At 40.2% G+C, this 16,771-nt stretch carries 9 protein-coding genes; 2 read left to right on the forward strand and 7 right to left on the reverse strand.

All coding sequences use genetic code 11. The features are described from left to right. Positions 1-529: 529 nt before the first annotated feature. Complete coding sequence (gene gltB, locus OQ267_RS21895; RefSeq protein WP_265838115.1) at positions 530-5,029, forward strand: glutamate synthase large subunit; 4,500 nt, start codon at positions 530-532, stop codon at positions 5,027-5,029. 3 nt (positions 5,030-5,032) lie between these two features. Beyond that, the gene (locus OQ267_RS21900) at positions 5,033-6,499 is read left to right on the forward strand and encodes a glutamate synthase subunit beta (protein ID WP_265838116.1); all 1,467 of its coding nucleotides are present in this window, start codon (positions 5,033-5,035) and stop codon (positions 6,497-6,499) included. 182 nt (positions 6,500-6,681) lie between these two features. Here OQ267_RS21900 and OQ267_RS21905 read toward each other — a convergent pair whose 3' ends face one another. From OQ267_RS21905 to OQ267_RS21935, 7 genes are all read right to left on the reverse strand, one after another. Beyond that, positions 6,682-7,881: a DUF763 domain-containing protein gene (locus OQ267_RS21905; protein WP_265838118.1), complete on the reverse strand. Its 1,200-nt coding sequence runs from the start codon at positions 7,879-7,881 to the stop codon at positions 6,682-6,684. 167 nt (positions 7,882-8,048) lie between these two features. Then, on the reverse strand, positions 8,049-10,217 hold the full coding sequence (locus tag OQ267_RS21910; RefSeq protein WP_265838120.1) for a S9 family peptidase: 2,169 nt from the start codon (positions 10,215-10,217) through the stop codon (positions 8,049-8,051). Positions 10,218-10,312: 95 nt separating this feature from the next. Next, positions 10,313-10,996, reverse strand: coding sequence for a hypothetical protein (locus tag OQ267_RS21915; RefSeq protein WP_265818330.1), 684 nt, complete (start codon positions 10,994-10,996; stop codon positions 10,313-10,315). A gap of 23 nt (positions 10,997-11,019) precedes the next feature. Then, entirely contained in the window at positions 11,020-11,796 is a 777-nt protein-coding gene (locus OQ267_RS21920; RefSeq protein WP_265818329.1) for an enoyl-CoA hydratase/isomerase family protein, read from the reverse strand. A 1-nt stretch (position 11,797) separates the two neighbouring features. After that, a complete protein-coding gene (locus tag OQ267_RS21925; protein ID WP_322974903.1) occupies positions 11,798-13,885 on the reverse strand; it encodes a ComEC/Rec2 family competence protein in 2,088 nt (695 codons plus the stop codon). Positions 13,886-13,888: 3 nt separating this feature from the next. Next, positions 13,889-15,883 carry a ComEA family DNA-binding protein gene (locus OQ267_RS21930; RefSeq protein ID WP_265838122.1) on the reverse strand — a complete coding sequence of 665 codons (1,995 nt, stop codon included), beginning with the start codon at positions 15,881-15,883 and terminating at the stop codon, positions 13,889-13,891. A gap of 25 nt (positions 15,884-15,908) precedes the next feature. Then, entirely contained in the window at positions 15,909-16,709 is an 801-nt protein-coding gene (locus OQ267_RS21935; protein ID WP_265838123.1) for a hypothetical protein, read from the reverse strand. Positions 16,710-16,771 lie beyond the last annotated feature (62 nt).

Here is a 16,771-nt window from a genome sequence, read left to right on the forward strand (position 1 = left end):
ATCTGGCTGATTAATACGAGAATAAAATGATGGAGACGGATGAGGTGAGAGCTTGTCGGGGTAGATAGTTATAGCCGTGGGATTAGCCCTGCTGGCGAAGTCACCTTAAAACTAGCAAAGTCTGGCCATGCATTAGGCTTTTTAGTCGACTTGACTGGCGAGGCTTCAGTAGGGTAGTGTGCAGATAGCCATTCATCAGGCTGCTGCAGCTTTCTAATGTGAGTACTATAGTATAACCTGATCTACCAGCCAGATGAATCATATGATAAATGGCAAAAGATCTTCATACTTCTGCCTTTCGAAACTTTACAATTTTACTAAAATGCCATTTAAATAACCTATTAAAGGCTATTTTTGCTGATTACTAAAATGATAATTATAAGCTTATATATTTGTTTATATTTTAATATTATGGATTAAAATTGTTTAAAAACTAAAATTATTCCAAAAATTGTAGCAACTCTGTAATTTAACCATCGTTTTTTATATCTTAGTGTTTCCTATACACTAACAAACTAACGAGCAAAGAATGGAACCAAACAGTGGATTGTACGACGCGCAATTTGAACACGATGCCTGCGGTATTGGGTTCGTTGCACATGTGAAAGGGCGAAAATCGCATCAAATCATCTCCGATGCACTTACTATTTTAGAAAATCTAGATCATAGAGGGGCATGTGGAGCAGAACCAAACACGGGCGATGGCGCGGGTATCATGATTCAGATTCCTCACGAATTTTTTTATGACGAATGTTTAAAAGCGGGATTTAGCCTTCCTGAAACCAATAATTATGGTGTAGGTATGCTATTTATGCCAAAGGATATCAGATCAAGAGAGGAATGCAGGGAACTGATTTACCGTGCTGCTGAAAAACTCGGGCTGGAAATTTTAGGTTTCAGAAAAGTGGATGTAGATACTACTGATATCGGCAATATGGCTTTATCAGTAGAACCTGAAATTGAACAGGTTTTTATTGCCCGTCCTTATGTGGTGAATCCAGGTGTAGATTTTGAGCGGAAACTTTATGTTTTTAAAAACTACCTCATTAAATTAATTGCCAACACGGTTAACGGCGGTAAAGATTTTTATATTGTATCACTTTCCGCACAAACCATTATTTATAAAGGCCAGCTGACTTCTTTACAGGTACGTACCTATTTCACAGATCTGAGCGACAAACGCATGGTTTCAGCTTTGGGCTTAGTGCATTCCCGTTTCGCGACCAATACCTTTCCTTCATGGCGGTTGGCACAGCCTTTCCGCTTCATTGCGCACAACGGAGAAATTAATACGCTGCAGGGAAATTTAAACTGGTTCAGGGCTGGTGTAAAATCTTTTGCTTCCGCCTATTTTACCAAAGAAGAGCTGGATATGTTATTGCCGGTAATTGATGAAACCAACTCTGATTCAGGCTGTTTGGATAACGTGATTGAATTATTGCTCCATGCCGGAAGGACGTTACCACACGTATTAATGATGCTGGTTCCGGAAGCCTGGGATGGCAATGAAGATATGGATCCGGTGAAAAAAGCTTTCTATGAATTCCACGCTACTTTAATGGAACCATGGGACGGACCTGCAGCCATTGCATTTACCGATGGTAAACTGATTGGTGCAACACTGGATCGTAATGGTTTACGCCCTTCGCGTTATGCCATCACTTCAGATGATCGGGTGATTATGGGTTCAGAAGCAGGTGCATTGGCAATTGATCAGAGCACCATTATCGAAAAAGGCCGTTTAACCCCGGGAAAAATGTTTGTGGTCGACATGGAGCAGGGTAGGATCATCAGTGATGAAGAAATCAAAGCCAAAGTTTGTGGTGGTAGTCCATATGCAGACTGGATCAATCAATACCAGATTCGCCTGGAAGAATTGCCTGATCCGAGGGTAATGTTCACCGGTTTATCTGAAGAATCTATTTTTAAATATCAGCAGGTTTTTGGTTACAGCAGAGAAGATATCGATTTATTGCTGAAACCAATGGCTATCGAGGCCAAAGAACCTATCGGTTCAATGGGTACAGATACACCACTGGCCATTTTATCCAAACGCCCACAGCATTTATCAAATTATTTTAAACAGTTATTTGCGCAGGTAACCAATCCACCTATCGACCCGATTCGCGAAAAGGTGGTCATGAGTCTGGCTAGTTTTATGGGTAGCAATGGAAACCTGCTGGAACAAAATCCTTTGCAGGCGCATTGTGTGGCCATCAAACATCCTATTTTAACCAATCAGGAACTGGAAAAACTGAGAAGTATCGATACCGGGGTATTCCAGGCGAAAACACTTCAAACTTATTTCAGGGCGGATGGCAAACCGGGTGCCATGGCCAAAGCACTTGACCGTTTATGCCGTTATGCAGTAGATGCGGTGGAAGATGGTTTCCAGGTAATTGTATTAACAGACAGGGCAATTGATTCTGAACATGCGGCGATGCCATCTTTACTGGCCGTTTCTGCAGTTCACCACCATTTAATTCGTAAAGGTTACCGTGGTGCAGTTGGCATTGTGATTGAGGCAGGGGATATCTGGGAAGTACATCACTTTGCTACTTTATTGGGCTTTGGTGTTACTGCAATTAATCCTTACCTGGCTTTAGAAACCATCAACGGTTTTCAGAGCGAATCTGGTTTATCAGCAGAACAGCTAACCAAGAATTATATCTATGCAGTTAACAGCGGTTTGCTGAAGATCTTTTCCAAAATGGGGATTTCCACCTTACAATCTTACCAGGGTGCACAGATTTTCGAAATTTTAGGACTCAACAAGCAGGTGGTTAATACTTATTTTACAGGTGCGGTTTCGCGTATCGGCGGCTTAGGCCTAGATGAAATTGCAAAAGAAACGCTGATTAAGCATCACCGTAGTTTTGGGCCAGCCACGCAAACGGAAAATTTATTGCCGGCAGGTGGTACTTATAAATTCAGACGTAAGGGGGAGGCACATTTGTTTAATCCTCAAACCATCCATCTACTTCAAAACGCAACCCGTAAAAATGATTACGGTATCTTTAAACAATACTCTAAACTGGTAAATGAACAAACACAACAGGCTTATACCATTCGCGGTTTGTTCGACTTTAATTATAGTCGTCCTGCCGTTCCTTTACATGAGGTAGAATCTACTGAAGCCATCTTAAAAAGATTTGCCACAGGGGCCATGTCATTCGGTTCCATTTCTCATGAGGCACACTCTACCTTAGCCATTGCCATGAACCGCATTGGCGGGAAAAGCAATACCGGCGAGGGAGGGGAAGATGAAATGCGCTATACCAAAATGGAAAACGGAGACAGCATGCGTTCGGCGATTAAGCAAGTGGCATCTGCTCGTTTTGGGGTAACCAGTTATTATTTAACCAATGCGGATGAGTTGCAGATTAAGATGGCTCAAGGTGCCAAACCCGGAGAAGGTGGACAGTTGCCCGGCCATAAGGTGGATGATTGGATTGCAAAAGTGCGTCACTCTACACCTGGCGTAGGATTAATTTCTCCGCCACCACATCACGATATCTATTCTATTGAGGATTTAGCGCAGCTGATTTACGATTTAAAAAACGCCAACCGTGCCGCAAGAATTAATGTGAAATTGGTTTCTAAAGCAGGTGTTGGAACCATTGCGGCAGGTGTGGCCAAGGCACATGCCGATGTGATTTTAGTATCTGGTTTTGATGGGGGTACCGGAGCATCACCGCTGACATCCATTCAGCATGCCGGTTTACCATGGGAACTTGGTTTGGCTGAAGCACACCAGACTTTGGTGAAAAATAAATTGCGGAACCGTATTGTGCTGCAAACAGACGGACAGCTTAAAACCGGCCGGGATATCGCCATTGCAGCCTTGTTGGGTGCCGAAGAATGGGGGGTTGCCACTGCAGCTTTAGTAACAGCAGGCTGTATCATGATGCGTAAGTGCCATTTAAATACTTGCCCGGTGGGTGTGGCAACGCAAGATCCGGAATTGCGAAAATTGTTTAGCGGAGATGCAGATCATGTGGTGAATTTATTTCATTTCCTGGCAGAAGAACTACGTGAGATTATGGCTGAGCTTGGTTTCCGAACCATTCATGAGATGATCGGACAGGCCGATATTTTAAAAGTGCGTGAATTGCCCGCTGAAGACTGGAAGCTGAAACACCTGGATCTTTCTGCCATTCTTTATAAAGCTGCAGATAATGGCCTGCCTTTATTTAATACGGAAGAACAGGATCATGGACTAACACATGTATTGGATCATCAGTTAATTGCCGCTGCGCAGCCAGCCATTACGCATAATGAACCGGTTTTTGCCAGCTTTACCATAAAAAATACAGACCGTTCTCTGGGTACCATGTTATCCAATGAAATATCAAAAGTACATTTAGGCGCAGGCTTACCGCCTGATACGATCAACTTTAAGTTTGTGGGTTCTGCAGGGCAGAGTTTTGGTGCATTTAACACCCGTGGTGTAACCTTATCATTAGAGGGTGAGGCAAATGATTATGTGGGTAAGGGTTTATCCGGTGCGCGTTTAGCCATTTATCCTTTCGCTAATTGTGCATTTGTTCCGGAACAAAATATTATTATTGGTAATGTAGCACTTTATGGCGCAACCTCAGGAGAGTTATTCGCACGGGGTAAAGCTGGTGAACGCTTTGCTGTACGTAACTCTGGTGCAACAGCAGTTGTAGAAGGTGTTGGTGATCACGGATGCGAATACATGACTGGTGGGGAAGTCTTAATTCTTGGAGATACGGGAAGCAATTTTGCCGCGGGAATGAGTGGTGGGGTGGCCTGGATTTATGATGCCAATGGAACTTTTGCACGCAAATGCAATAAGGAAATGGTTGATCTTGATCCGTTACAAGCTGAAGATGAACAAAGGATAATGGCTTTACTTAAAACACATATCCGTTTGACAGACAGTAAGGTGGCCGAATTTATCTTAAGCGATTGGAAAACACAGTCGAACCACTTTATAAAAGTATTTCCTAAAGAATATAAAGCAGTTTTAGCAAAACGTAATCAACAAGTAAAAACACACTAAGCCATGGGAAAAGTAACAGGATTTCAGGAATACGATAGAGTTGCGCCCACAAGAGAAGAGGCTAAAACTCGTGTAAAACATTATGGGGAATTCTTACATGAATTACCCGCACAGGAATTAAATAATCAGGCCGCCCGCTGTATGGATTGTGGTGTACCTTTCTGTCAGTCAGGTTGTCCGTTAGGTAACGTGATTCCGGAGTTTAATGATGCTGTATATCAGGCAAAATGGGAACTCGCTGCCAATATTTTATTAAGCACCAACAATTTTCCTGAATTTACAGGGAGAATATGCCCGGCACCATGCGAATCAGCCTGCGTGTTGGGAATTAACCGTCCGCCGGTTGCCATTGAAGAAATTGAAAAACACATTATTGAAATCGCTTTTGATAAGGGTTTCATTAAGGCAAAGGCCCCATTGATCAGAACAGGTAAAAAGGTGGCGGTTATTGGTTCAGGTCCGGCAGGTTTAGCTGCCGCTGCTCAATTAAATAAGGTTGGTCATGAAGTTACCGTTTTTGAACGTGACGATGCACCGGGTGGTTTATTGAGATATGGAATTCCGGATTTCAAACTGCAAAAAAATGTGGTCGACCGTCGGATTGATTTGATGAAAGAAGAAGGCATCATGTTTAAATGCAATGCCAATGTGGGTGAAAATGTCGAAATCAGCACCTTGCTCAGAGATTACAACGCCATTGTTCTGGCTGGCGGATCAACGATTCCACGTGATTTGCCAATTCCGGGACGTGAGGCTAAAGGTGTTCACTTTGCCATGGATTTCCTGAAACAACAGAACAAGCGTGTAGCCAATAGAGAAATTGTTGCCGAAAATATTTTAGCTACAGGTAAAAATGTCATTGTAATCGGTGGTGGAGATACTGGTTCGGATTGTATCGGAACTTCAAACCGACACGGGGCAAAGTCAGTAACGCAATTTGAAATTATGCCTATGCCGCCACAGGCACGTACAGAAAATATGCCATGGCCAACTTACCCCATGTTGTTAAAAAACACTTCTTCTCATGAAGAGGGTGCACAAAGGGCCTGGTCAGTTAATACCAAAAACTTTATTGCTGATGAAAATGGAAACCTGAAAGCATTAAAGGTAGTGGATGTAGAATGGGAAATTGATGCATTGGGAAGGCCGGTAACTTTTAAAGAGGTTGCCGGTACCGAAAGGGATTTACCTTGTGAACTGGTATTTTTAGCCATGGGTTTCCTGCATCCACAAAAGCAAGGCTTGATTGAAAAATTAGGAGTTGAGCTGGATAACCTTGGAAATGTAAAAGCTTCTGAACATACCTACCAAACCAATATTGGTAAAATTTTTGCCGCAGGCGATGTTCGTAGAGGGCAGTCATTAGTAGTCTGGGCCATCTCTGAAGGGAGAGAGGCCGCCCGTAAAGTAGATGAATACTTAATGGGCGTGACTCAACTCGCCTCCAAAGATGCTGTTGCTTATGCTTAAGTAGGTTGAATTTTTATATTTTTTGAGGTCATGGTGCAAACCATGACCTTTTTTTTAGCAGATCCTGATGATGAAGCGGATGATGATTTTTCTGAATTGCTAAAGATGATAATTTTGCTTAATTACAATTCTTAGCAATGCTCAACATACTTAACCTGATTCAACAGCGACCAAAACAGTCATTAAAACAAACTTAATTGATCTGTTGGTGCTTGCTCTTTTCCAAAAATTGTTCTGCCCCCATGTTTCCAGCTTTCTGCTTTTTCCTGTTCAATCACTTTTTCAAAATTCAGGTTTGGAATAAAATCCTTTTCAGCATTCCTGGCAATCTGATGAAGCGATTTAATCGCCTGCTGCTTATCTGAATTTCCAATCTTAGCTTTCTCAACGGCTTTTTGTAAAACATTGATGGTTTCGTCAAAAACATTTACGGGAACAGGGAAGGGGTGACCGTCTTTTCCGCCATGTGCAAAGGAATACCTGGCCGGATCTGAAAAACGGGATGGAGTACCATAAATAACTTCGCTCACCAAAGCCAGTGATTGTAAGGTCCGCGGACCCATGCCATCCAGTAACAAAAGTTCCTCAAAATCAGCCGGCTGTTTCTCCTGAGCCAACCATAGTATGCTACCTAATCGTTTCAGGTCAACATCTTTTGCTTTCACTTCATGATGATCAGGCAGCACCAGTTTCTGAATTTCAGACATCATTATGCCAGGTGATTCTGTGGTAATATTCATCATCGTTTGACGCGTAATATGCGCTTCATTAGCCGTAAGATTAAGAATCTGTCCCTGGTTAATGCCACAAATACCCGAGTGTGGCGCTTCAATAAATGATTTTAAGTTTTCAGAATGCCAGTGATACCTTCTGGCGGTAGAGCTGGCATCACTCATTCCCTGCTGAACCACTGCCCAGTCGCCCTCATTACTCAGTATAAAACTGTGGAGGTACAATTGAAAACCATCCTGCACAGCAGTATTATCTACCTTTGCGCTCAATTTACTTGCCCGTACCAGTTCATGGCCATTTAAACCAGTTTGATCAGCAATTTTTAAAAGTTCATTTGGTGTTTCCCTGCTAAATTTTCCTTTGCCACCGCAAATATAAATCCCTAATTCTTTGGATAGTGGATTAACGGATTTTTTGAGTGCACCCATTACAGAAGTGGTAATACCTGATGAATGCCAATCCATACCCATTACTGCACCCAGGCTTTGAAACCAGAACGGACTACTTAGTCTGCGGATGACTTCAGCCTTGCCATATTCCATTAAAATAGACTCTACAATGGCGAGACCTAATCTGGCCATACGCTGCGCCAGCCATGGTGGTACGTGGCCATAATGTAATGGTAAATCTGCGCTGCCTGATCGTTTCAATACTAACAAAATTAGTAAATTGTTTTGAAAAAGAAGATTAATCTTTTAAACGTATACGACAGATAAAAAGGATTTCAGGCATAGACTAATCATTACCTGGTACCAGGCCAAAAAAAAGCGGGGCTATCGACAACCGATTCCCCGCTAAATGATTTAAGTGATACCAATTATCTCGCTCCCGGAGGACAGTTGTCTTTTAAGAATTTGGTGTAGGTAAGTGATAAATGTTCGCTGGTACCTTCGCCTTCAGAGATACTATGGGTCCGGTTTGGATAGCTCATCAATTGAAAAACCTTTTTGTTTTTAATCAGTTCATTGATCAGCATTTCGGCATTCTGGTAATGAACATTATCATCTCCTGTACCATGAATATAGAGTAGATTACCTTTCAGGTTTTTGGCATAAGTAATAGGTGACCCTTTAATATAGGCCTCCTTACTTGGAAAAGGTGTACCCATATAACGCTCCTGATAGATATTATCATAAGTCAGCTGGTTGCCTACTGCCGCAATGGCAATTCCCGTTTTATAAATTTCCGGATACTGGAACATCAGGTTTAAAGTAGATGAACCACCACCGCTCCAGCCCCAAACGGCCACCCTGTCTTTATCCATAAAAGAGTTTGTTGCCAATAGTTTTTTTGCGGCCATGGCCTGATCATGTACATTGAGGACGCCAATATTTTTATAAATGCTTTTGCGCCACATAGCTCCTTTCGGAACAGGTGCGCCACGGTTATCCATAGAAATATAGATATAGCCATCTTTAGCCATATCTCCCGCATATAACTTGTTCACACCTGCGCCATAAGTGTCAGCCGCTGTTTGTGAAGCTGGTTCGCCATAAACATAAAATACTACAGGATATTTTTTATCAGGGTTAAAGTTGTCTGGTTTTTTCATCCAGCCATCTAATTCAACGCCATCTTCTGTGGTTACTTTAAAAAATTCTACTTTATTTTTTGGAGCTTCCTGTTTAGATAATTGTGTGGTAATGCTTCCATCCATCGTAAAAGGAGTTCCTGTGGTAAAATTCATCCATTCCGCAATGGGTCTAACCACCGAGCTGTTATACGTATGACGTGCAAAAGTGGCACCCGGGGAGATATCATAGTTATGTGTTCCCGGCAGGATGGATGGCGTTACCTGCTCCAGTTTACCCTTGCCGTCTAGTTTGGTTTTGAACAAATATTTTTGTGTGGCATTATTCGGCGATGCCATAAAATAAACATAATTATTTTTTTCGTCAATAAGTTTAATATCGATGACATCATAATTTCCTTTGGTTACCAATGTTTGTTTCTTACCATCACGGCTTATTCTGTACAGGTGGTTCCAGCCATCCTTGTCTGATAAAATGGTGAATTCCTTATCTTCGGCCAGCCATTTCCACTCATCTTGTGCATCAATCCAGGCTTTTGCCGATTCAGTATAAATTGCCTTTGCAGCACCTGAATTTGCATCGCATAGAAAAACCTTACTTTCATTCTGCTCACGGCTAAGTTGCTGTAAAATAATTTCATTGCTATTCGGAACCCACTGCATACGTGGAATGTAATGCTGTATGTTATCGCCAGGAACCTTTAGCCAGTTGGTTTTAGCTGTTGCGATATTCACCACACCTACTTTGCAGGCCGAGGGATTTTCACCAACTTTTGGATACTCTACCGCAATGGTATAAGGGTAAATGGAATCTGTATTGTTAATCATCAGAAAGTTTTTGATTTTGGTGGCGTCTATTTGCCAGTAAGCAATAGTTTTACTGTCCGGACTCCATCTGAAACCGTCTCTGCAGTCAAATTCTTCCTCATAAACCCAATCAAAAGTTCCGTTAATCATCCGGTCTGTTCCATCAGTGGTTAAGGCTTTTGCTCCCGATCCGTCGGTATTTTCTACATAGAGGTTATGCTTACTCACATAGGCTACCTTAGTGCCGTCAGGAGATATTTTTGCAAACATCAGGGAAGAGGCTGGTTTATCTTTTCCTATTTGGATGATTTTATTGTTGGTTAAATCGGCCAGCCAATAATCACCACGGGTATCATAACGCCATACTTTTTTACTGTTGGTGTAAATTAATGCTTTAGTTCCGTCTGCTGAAAACTGAAAACTCCTGACAGCGATGGGGTTATTTTGACCCGCGGGTGTAAGTAAACCTCTGGAAACAACAGTTTTCTTGTCATTTTTAGGTAGGGTAACCAGTACAATCTCTCCACTTGAGATTTGATAATAGGAATTTCCGTCTTTTGCCCAATTAATACCTTGAGCATTTGCATCGCACACAGCAAAAAGCGCAATGCAAATGATGGATAATCTGAATAGGAAGTATTTAATCATAAATTTTTAGTCATAAAAAAAGCTTTTTAACTTTTCGGCTAATTTAAATAAAAAGCCGGCAGTTAAAAAGCCATATATTAATTGATTGTGTTTAATTATTCACCACCACCCTGCATTTTAGCAAGGTCTTCCATGGTTACAACTTCATATCCAGTCGGAACATCTTTAGAAATCGTACCAACTTTACCTTCAGCAATAGATTTTAAGGTAGTAGTGGTTTCTATACCTCTTTGAACCAAAGTATATTTTACCGGAAAAGCACCAAGACCTGGGAAATAATTCTGCGATCCAACGTTTGGTAAATCTAATTCTTTAGTTGCCCAAAGTTCGTGTGCTCCTCCTTTATCGTCTTTAAAAGTATATTTTTCTGCATTGAAACCACCAACAGTTTGTTTCTGTCCGGTCGCTTTGAAGTCCGAATATTTTGGCATATCGCCCATTACTTTGGCCACATCTTCTTTTGATTGTTTTACGGCAAATTGTTTTTGAGCAATAGGCACATCAATTAAAAGTAAACCAGTTTTATCATTGTTATCAGAAACGATTCCAATCATTGCCGGACCTTGTTCCATTTCAATTTTTGTAAGGCCATTATTAAACTTCACTTTTAATTCAGCAGGTGGCTCTTGTCCGCCCATGGCAGATTTTTGCTCGTCAGTTAATTTATATTCCAATCCGTAGGTAATTGTACCCTCGGTGATTTTCTTTTGCGCATGAGCGATTACGGCTGTACCTACCAAGATAAAGGCTACAACACTTGTTTTAATTGATTTGAACATGTTTTTATTTCAGTTTTAGTTATTTACCAGTTAATTTTTTCTTTATTCAGAAAGGATGCGATACCTTTTTTAAAATCAGCACTCTCCCGAACACGGGCATTAATTTGTATAGCGGTTTCTAAAGTTTTTTCTAGAAGCGGTTTAGTGGTGTGGCTAATGAGTTGTTTTGTAATCATTAATGAATTACCTGAACTCCCTACACACAAACTTAAGGCAAATTCTTTAACCTTTTGATTTATTTCTTCTGATTTTGTTACAAAATTGATTAAATTAAATTTTAAGGCCTGTTCTGCAGGGAAGGTTTTTCCGGTAAGTAAAATCTCCTTTGCGATGGTTTCATTTACTTTTTGCATCAGAAAGCAGGAAACAATGGCCGGTACAAACCCAATCTTTACTTCAGTATAACCAAAACTACTTTCAGGTGTGGCAAAAATAATATCACAAATGGTAGCCAGGCCGCAACCGCCGGCAATGGCATGACCTTCTACCTGGGCAATTACAATTTTTGGAAGGTAGTAAATAGTGGTAAAAAGTTTCTTTAATCGCTTTGAATCTGCCACATTTTCTTCAAAGCTGTTGTTTTGTAATTGTTGTAAATATTCTAAATCTGCGCCGGCACTAAAGGTTGATCCGTTAGAGTTTAATATGATAACCTTAACGCGTTCATCTTCTTCGGCCTGCTGAAAGGCGATTGTCAATGCTTCAATCAGTTCCGGATTCAGGGCATTACGCTTTTCAGGACGATTGATGGTGATAGTCGCTATTCGGTCACTTACATTGTATAAAACCAGTTGTTCCATATTATTCTGTTGATTGAACCAAATATGCAGGATTTTTCTTTAAAATTTGAAGCCGTGCTTTATAATTGTATTCATTTTTTTTAAACCGCTCAATTTTGTAGTCTTTATTGGTAGCATCCAGAATAATATTTTCATATTGAATTTCTTCAGGAAGATTCTCAATTTTAAAAGTAGTATTGCCTGTAAGCCAGATGGCATTAAATTTACCTGCTGCCTGCACTTTTTTATTATTCCACGATTCATCGATAATGAGAATTTTATACCCGTGAAAGATAATTTGTTGGTTTTGGAAGATAAAATTGGGTATAATGGTATCTGTTTTTAAATGCATTATGCTAATATGGCTCACCTGCAATTGGTCTAATGCCGGTTTCACTGAAAAGTGAAATGTCTGATCATCATGATTTAAATCTGTTAATAAGATGGCTTGATAACCTTGAATAAATGCTGCAGCATAATTTTTTCTCAAGGTAAAAAAGATAATTTTTTGTTGCCTGGCTGCTTTGTAACGATCATAAGAGAGTACTGACTGGTAAATTATGAAAGTGAGCATAGCGGCAAAGAGAAAGGTTTTATTGTATTTTGCCATGGCATATACAAAAAATGCAAGTGATAAACTGAGCAGTATTAATCCGGGTAGTGTGATCCACCAGGATGAAAAAGTAGCATAAGGTAAACCGGCAATCCATTTTAAAACCTGGTTCGTCGTTACAATAATCCATTCAAATAAGGGTGTAAGTTTGCCTGAAAAGGGGAGCAGTATCACAATACCTAAAACCATTATGATCATCAGCGGAAGGGAAATAAATAAGTTTCCAAGCAGAAAATAAACCGGGAACTGGTGAAAATAATATACACAGAGCGGAAATGTAGCCAACTGTGCTGCAATCGAAAGTGCGGTCAATTCCCAGATTTTATTTAACCATTTGTTTTCCAGATAAATCCAGGTGTAAATTTTAGGCTGCAGGTACAACAGACCAAAAACAGAAAGATAGGAAAGCTGGAATCCGGGATCCCAGATGAGAAAAGGCTGATAGATTAACTGGCAAAAAGCAGCAAATGCGAGTATATTATAACTGTTTTTATTTTGGGCAAAAGTTTTTGCTATGATAAATATCGTGATCATAATCGCAGCACGAACAACCGAAGGGGATAAACCTGTAATTAAAGCATAGGTCCATATTAGTGTACAGATAAGCATGAATTTAAAAATTTTAAGTGCTTTTTGTTTATCCAGAAATACCAACAAAAAATCGAGCGCAAAAAATATGATGGCCACATGGCTTCCTGACACGGAAAGGGCGTGTATGGTCCCGGTTTTAGCATAGGCCGACAGTGTTTCTGCAGAAAGATCGGCACGATAGCCTAAAATGAGTGTAGAGGCTACTGCAAAAGCTTCATCATTTTTAATGTATTTTCTGTATTTAATAACCTGTTGTTCCCTCCAGTTTATGGCAAACCTAAGCATGGGATTTCCCGTATTTCGACCTGTTTTAATGAACTGGTTTTGATTGATAAAGGCTTGTTCATAAATGTTTTGTATAGCCAGCCATTGCTTAAAATTAAATTCTCCGGGATTGTAGGGCGGCTCTACTGCCGAATATTTAGCCAGAATAAATAATTCATCCCCATATCGGAGTTTCAATGGTTTAAAGCGATCTGTTTTGATGGCCAGGAGTATTTGTCCGCTCAGTTTGACAGGTTTGTTTTCCAGGTATCCTGAAATTATTTTAACCTTCAACCTGAGTATCCCTTTACTAAATGCCGGTTCACTGTTTACCATAACCTTTAAATAATCAACAGTTTTTTTAGTGAAATAATCTGGCTTAAGCTCTTCCTTATTCATAAAAGTTAATAAGCCACCCAGGAAAAAAAACAGGAGGTAAATTAACAGTCCGGTATAACCTTTAAACCGATAGGCATTTAGTTTTTTATAAAAAATGTTTAGCATGCAGATGGTTAGGTACAGCAAAAAACAAACCGTACCAAGTACACTAATCATATGATCTCCTGAAACCAAATAAAAAAAGACAATTCCAGGTATCAGGGCTGCCAATATTCTGACGAAAAAATATTCTTCCTTAAGCATCTGTTAAAATTGATACCGCAACTGAATCTTTATCTCTGATTTCCGGTTTCCCTGAATTTCATCTAAATAGGTGCCAATGCTTTCCACATCCCGATAATAGAACATGGCATATCTGGCCCATATATTTAACTTTTTGCCGAGGTTACACTTTAAGTTCAGGTACGTTCTGAATCCCTCGCCACTGTACATGCCGAAAGCAAAGCTGTAGAGCACATCATCCTCATAAGCATAAATCCGGCTATTGTAACTTGGCGTATGAAAGTATGCAAGCCTTATATTGCCTGTTATGCGCGCAAACATGGGAGAATAATCTACATCCTGATAAATCAGGTAGCCAAATTCAGGTCTGCCAGGGCCTTTGTGGTACTGAGATACTTCCATCCGGTTTTGGAAACGCCACTTCGGACTGGCCTGCCAGATAGATTCGAGCCTGTAGCCCTCTCTTTTTACATCATCTAAAAAATTTACAGGGACCTTTGTATCTGTATTTTGCTGTTTGATCTCTGTTTTAAAACGAAGCAGTATTTTATAGTTTTTATCTGGCGTGTAAATCACCTGACCTAACAATTCATAACCTTTTGAAGGGGCATCAACCCTGTATTTCAGCCATGGAAAACGGAAATAATCGCCATAAACAGAGAAGGCCCAGTGTTTATCGGGATTGATATTCAAACCCATATAAATTCCTTTTTCGTTGACTGCTTCACTTGATTCGGCCACAGCCTGATTAAAAAAGTTATGGTAATTCCGCTGGTAATTCCGATGTGTAATGGCTGCTGATATCGTTGGCGATAAGCTGATAAGTGCACCATTCAGATAGGCCATGCCCCCCGGCATACTTTTGCCAACCTCGCCATAGAGATAAATGTTTTTATAAGTATAATTATAATATATGCCAAGATTAGTTAGCGATTTTCCGGTAAAACTAAACTGATCATATAATGCTTTTTGGGTAATAAAACGATTTCCATACTGGCTATGGTAAGCAATGGTACCAAGTGAAAATTCATTTTTATGGTACTGCAGTGTGGCACCATAAACCTGTTGATTTAATGCATTTTTATTGGCGATTTCTGAAGGTGTTCTGTGCAGACCAGTTTGGTTAACGGTTGACTGTACCAAATCTCCATTATTGTCTAGTGCCTGACTTGCATCCAGTTTTCTAAACGAAACAAACGGCGTAATATCAAAGCCTTTGTACAGGTTGATGGTTGCGGAAACTCCTCTGAAAAAAGAATATTCATTAGTGGAGTTATAAGGTCTTAACCCAAGGTCCTTTTTGGCAACGCTGGTGACATCAGGGCCTTTACCAAATGAAAACCCGGACCATAACGTCAATCCCTGTCCAAACTGCAAGGTGTAATCGCCCATAACCAGTTTTTGGATCTTTCCAAGTTTAAACAGTGCAATATTTCCTGAATAAAAGTCAAAAGGCCTGGCTATGAATTTTTCACCCGCATCTTTGTCTAAGGTAATGGCCGCAGATAATATAGTACCATAGTGGTATCGATACCGGCTTTGAAAACGTTCTGCCGAACCTAAATACCTGTTGCCGGGTAAATCTGTAAATCCTTTCTGCTTTTCCAGAATTTGTGAAAAACGCATCAAAAAATCATTTTCGCCAGACTGCATCATCTTTTTAAAAGATAGTTTTTCATATTCGCCCATATCCTGAAGGGTAACGAATGGCAGAAGATTTTGAACTGTTCTTTCATCAAAACCATCAATGGACTGAAGCTCCAGGACATTAATCAGGTTTCCGTTTTCTTTAATATAGCTAAAGAAATTGCTGATTTGTAATGGAGAAAGGAAAATAATCGTTTTTAGTTCATCCGGATTGGTTTGATTGAGGTTAATCGGATTTTTACGGTAACGCATTAAAACATCGACCAGTTCAGTGAGGTCATAATCATCAGGAAGATGATCTGCAACACTTTCCAGGATATCCCTTATTTCTACCTGTTGTTCTGAAACTTGTGCATTTGCAATAAATCCCATTATTACAAATAAGGCGGTGAAGATCCTAAAATACATAGCTGATTGCAATTTGAGGTGCATAACCCAGACTGGCTTCATAAGTAGTAGCCATATCCAATACAAATTTTTTGCAATTGATCCCAAAACCCGCATATTGCTTAAAAGGCTTTGTACTTAAGCCGCCCCGAAGACTTAGTAAGTCAAAAAGTTGATATTCTACGCCTATCCTGACATCAATTGGTTGATCTGTAATTTTGGATACCGTTGTTGCAATTAATACTTTTTTACTGGCCAGATAACTAGCCCCGATATTATATGAAGCAGGTATTTTCGCGGAGCGCAAACTGGCACTATACTGCTGCCGTGATGCGTTACTGCTGAAAGCACCTGTGCTGAAATGCTGATTAAATTGATATAATACACCCGCATCGATAGTGTAAGCAGTTGATGCGCCATAATCTTCGATCTTTAACTGATGATAATTGCCATTGAGTGCTAATGCTAGTTTTTGTCCGAATTTTTTAGCGTAGGCGAAGCCTATTTTACTTTCATGGTAGGACGCAAATCCATAACGCTGAAAACTGATACCTGCATAATTATTTTTAAAAGGAATTACAGCAACGAATGCCTGGGTGCTGATTTCATCACTTAAAAGATGTTTGATGTAGTTTAATGAAACAGCCGGATGATTGAGAAAGGTAATTCCGGCAGGATTGGCCTGTAATGTCCATATATCATTTACGGCAGTTCCGTTATCAGCAAGAGCGGTGAGCCTGGGCCCTTGACTATTTTGCGCATAAACGCAGTTGGCAGATACATATATCACCAAAAAACACAATATTTTCATAATCAGGTATTAACCGGGATGTATAAAAAATAGAGTGATTTTGATTATACTTTAAATGTATA

Origin of the sequence: Pedobacter sp. MR22-3 (genome assembly GCF_026240075.1) — a bacterium.
GTDB lineage: Bacteria > Bacteroidota > Bacteroidia > Sphingobacteriales > Sphingobacteriaceae > Pedobacter.

Excerpts from the sequence above, each read along its gene's own strand:
- OQ267_RS21920 (WP_265818329.1), bottom strand. The coding sequence starts at position 11,796 with ATGGAACAACTGGTTTTATACAATGTAAGTGACCGAATAGCGACTATC.
- OQ267_RS21930 (WP_265838122.1), bottom strand. The coding sequence starts at position 15,883 with ATGGGATTTATTGCAAATGCACAAGTTTCAGAACAACAGGTAGAAATA.
- OQ267_RS21935 (WP_265838123.1), bottom strand. The coding sequence starts at position 16,709 with ATGAAAATATTGTGTTTTTTGGTGATATATGTATCTGCCAACTGCGTT.
- OQ267_RS21925 (WP_322974903.1), bottom strand. The coding sequence starts at position 13,885 with ATGCTTAAGGAAGAATATTTTTTCGTCAGAATATTGGCAGCCCTGATA.
- OQ267_RS21910 (WP_265838120.1), bottom strand. The coding sequence starts at position 10,217 with ATGATTAAATACTTCCTATTCAGATTATCCATCATTTGCATTGCGCTT.
- OQ267_RS21915 (WP_265818330.1), bottom strand. The coding sequence starts at position 10,996 with ATGTTCAAATCAATTAAAACAAGTGTTGTAGCCTTTATCTTGGTAGGT.
- gltB (WP_265838115.1), top strand. The coding sequence starts at position 530 with ATGGAACCAAACAGTGGATTGTACGACGCGCAATTTGAACACGATGCC.
- OQ267_RS21900 (WP_265838116.1), top strand. The coding sequence starts at position 5,033 with ATGGGAAAAGTAACAGGATTTCAGGAATACGATAGAGTTGCGCCCACA.